2 protein-coding genes are annotated in these 3729 nt (G+C 47.8%); both read left to right on the top strand.

All coding sequences use genetic code 11. From position 1 onward, the window contains the following. Window positions 1-331: 331 nt before the first annotated feature. On the top strand, window positions 332-1621 hold the full coding sequence (locus HMPREF9441_RS03375; RefSeq protein WP_008618021.1) for a glycoside hydrolase family 43 protein: 1290 nt from the start codon (window positions 332-334) through the stop codon (window positions 1619-1621). A gap of 47 nt (window positions 1622-1668) precedes the next feature. Then, a partial coding sequence (locus HMPREF9441_RS03370; RefSeq protein ID WP_008618020.1) for a glycoside hydrolase family 31 protein occupies window positions 1669-3729 on the top strand: 2061 nt, incomplete at its 3' end.

Here is a 3729-nt window from a genome sequence, read left to right as displayed (position 1 = left end):
TGGAAAGAAAGTTTCGGTGAAGTTTTGATAAGGTATCTCCCTTTCGGGAAAAGATGTGCTCTCCTACAAAAGGCAGTATTTGCAGCCCTTTTGTAGGAGAGCTTTTAATGCGGTTGGGGGAAGTGTGCATTTAAGGTGCGAATCCTTTGCAATAGAAAGGGCTGGCCGTTTGTTAGGAACTTCTTTCCATGAGATTTCAACGACGTTACCATGATTTTCAACATAAGTGTTAGGAATACAGTACAAGGAGGCTGTACTTTTGTAGTTGAATAGTAATAATACGACAATAATGAAAACAAGACATTCTTTCATTCCTTTCGTCCTCTTTTCAATGTGGTTGTGCGGAGGAGCCACTCTCCGTGCGCAGGATCCTATTATCCAAACCAAATATACGGCCGATCCGGCTCCCATGGTTTACAATGACACTGTATTCCTTTATACGGGACATGATGAGGATGACGCATACAGTTTTAAGATGTTCGACTGGCAGCTTTATACTTCTACCGACATGGTGAATTGGACTGACCATGGAACGGTAGCCACAACCAAGACTTTTCCTTGGCGGGAAGAGCAAAATGGGGCTTGGGCCATGCAGGTGGTGGAGCGGAACGGCAAATTCTACATGTATTGTACTGTTCAGGGTAATGGCATAGGGGTATTGGTATCCGATTCGCCTTATGGTCCGTTTAAGGACCCTATCGGCCAACCGTTGGTATGGCAAAAAGGAATTGGCGATGATATCGACCCTACGGTATTCATCGATGACGACGGGCAGGCTTACATGTATTGGGGCAACCCCAACCTTTATTACGTGAAACTCAATGAAGACATGATTTCCTATTCTGGGGGCATTGTGAAAATCGGCAAATTGAAAACCTATCAGGAAGGGCCGTGGTTTTATAAGCGTAACGGCCATTATTACTTGGCTTTTGCCTCTACCTGCTGTCCGGAAGGTATAGGTTATGCCATGAGCGGTTCCCCCACTGGGCCGTGGGACGTGAAAGGATATATCATGCGGCCTACTGAACGTACGCGAGGTAATCATCCGGGTATCATCGATTACAAGGGAAAAACTTACGTGTTCGGACAGAATAATGATTTGCTGTTCTTGGATATGAAGGAACACCGTGAGCGTCGTTCTGTTTCTGTGGCTGAGATGCATTACAATCCGGATGGTACGATTCAGGAAGTGCCTTATTTTAAAGATGTCAAGGTGGAACAGATTGAACATTTCAATCCTTACCGTAGGGTGGAAGCTGAAACGATGGCATGGGGGCATGGCCTGAAGACGGCAAGGTTGGATGACGGCGGCATTTATGTGACGGCTGTAGATGATGGTGATTCGTTGGTTGTTCGCGGTGTGGACTTCGGCAAGCGTGGTGCCAAACGTTTCCGTGCTTGCATCGCTTCGGAACAAGGTTGTGCCGTCGAGATGCATTTGGATAGTGCCGGCGGTCCCTTGGTGGGCACGCTGGAGGTGAAAGCCACCGGAGGGATGCAGACGTATAAGGAAATGGAATGTCGCGTGAAGGGTGCCAAAGGCGTACACGATTTGGTATTCCTTTTTAAGGGCAGTGTCGGCAAGGATTTGATGAATTGGGATTATTGGTGTTTTAACTGAAATGGAATGTTGTTTTATGCAGTGAAACCATTAGAAATATAAATAGTATGAGAAAAACAATGTTATTTTTGGGTGGGTTGATTTGTGTGGCTGTAGCTTGGGCACAGGATTACCAAAAGACCGCCTACGGCATCAAGACCACTGTGAATGATGTGGATGTGGAAGTGCAGTTCTTTACCCCTTCGGTTGTGCGGATAGTCAAGTCGCCTCATGGCGAGGATTATGAGAAGAAGAGCTTGTCGGTTGTGGCTTCACCCAAAGAAGTGGGGTTTAAGGTAAATACAAAGAACGGGAACATCGTGGTTGGCACGGAGGCTTTGCAGATGTCTCTTGACACATCGACCGGTGTTCTTTCCTATAAAACAGCCAAGGGAAATCAACTGCTCGTCGAGAAAGCCGTAAAAGAACAATTTACTCCTTTTAATGACGCAGGTAATTCTACGTATAACGTTTATCAGGCTTTTACGCTTGATGATGATGAGGCGCTCTATGGCTTAGGACAATTGCAAAACGGGAAGATGTCCCAACGTGGGCAAGTGAAGAATCTTGTACAAGGTAACGTGGAAGACGTAAGTCCATTCATCCAATCTACCAAAGGATATGGCCTCTTCTGGGACAATTATTCCCCCACAGTCTTTACCGACAATGAGAAAGAGACTTCTTTCCGTTCGGAGGTGGGCGATTGTATGGATTATTATTTCATGTATGGCAGTGATGCCGATGGCGTTATAGCGCAGATGCGTTATCTTACGGGAGAGGTACCGATGTTTCCTCTTTGGACTTATGGTTATTGGCAGAGCAAGGAACGTTACAAAAGCCAGAAAGAGGTGGTGGACGTAGTGCGTAAATATCGTGATTTGGGTGTACCTCTCGACGGCATTATTCAAGATTGGCAATATTGGGGGCACAACTATTTGTGGAACGCCATGGCTTTTCTGAATCCAGATTATCCTAATCCCAAGAAGATGTTGGACGATGTGCATGCGATGAATGCCCACATGGCTATTTCCATTTGGTCGGGATTCGGTCCGGCTACGAAACCTTACCGGGAACTGGCTGCCAAAGGATTGTTGTTTGACTTCCGTACTTGGCCGCCCTCTGGGATTGACGCATGGCCGCCCATCATGGAATATCCTTCCGGAGTGAAAGTGTATGACGCCTATTCTCCCGAAGCCCGTGACATTTATTGGAAATACTTGAATGAGGGTATTTTCAAACTCGGCATGGATGCTTGGTGGATGGATTCTACTGAACCGGACCATGTGGATCCCACGCCCGAGGATTTGGATACCAAGACCAGTATGGGGTCCTTCCGGAAGGTTCGCAACGCTTATCCGCTCATGTCCGTCGGTGGAGTGTATGACCACCAGCGTGCCGTGTCGTCGGATAAACGCGTGTTCATCCTCACCCGTTCGGGGTTTGTGGGACAACAGCGTTACGGGGCTAATGTATGGACTGGTGATGTGGGGTCTTCATGGGAGACCTTGCGCAATCAGGTGCCGGCCGGCCTGAACTTCTCGCTTTGTGGCATGCCTCATTGGAACCACGACATTGGCGGTTTTTTTGCCGGACAGTACAACCAGAATGGAGATGGTTCCGCCCCGAAGAACCCGCTTTATCAGGAACTTTATGTACGTTGGTTACAGTTCGGGGCTTTTACGCCGATGATGCGTTCCCATGGTACCAATACCCCACGTGAGATTTACCAGTTCGGACGGAAAGGTGAACCGGTGTATGATGCCATTGAGAAGATGATACGCCTGCGTTATTCCCTTTTGCCCTACATTTATTCTACGTCGTGGGACGTGAGCCATCGCCAGTCCACGTTCATGCGTGCGCTCGTCATGGATTTCCCGAAAGACAAGAAGGTGTGGGACATGAATGACGAATACATGTTTGGAAAGGCTTTCCTTGTGGCTCCCGTGTTGCATGCGCAGTATACACAAGAGGCTGTTGTAAATGTGAATGAACTGAGCGGATGGAGTCGTGACAATGATGGAAAAGCCGCTGGTGGGGCACAAGCCAACTTCCAACAGCCGAAATCTACGGAGGTTTATCTACCGTCCGGTACTGCTTGGTACGACTTCTGGACGAACGAGAAGATAGAG

The sequence above is a fragment of the Paraprevotella clara YIT 11840 genome (assembly GCF_000233955.1).
Classification (GTDB): Bacteria; Bacteroidota; Bacteroidia; order Bacteroidales; family Bacteroidaceae; genus Paraprevotella; species Paraprevotella clara.
The sequence above is the reverse complement of the archived record's forward strand: the minus strand, read 5'-3'. Positions and strand labels throughout refer to the sequence as shown.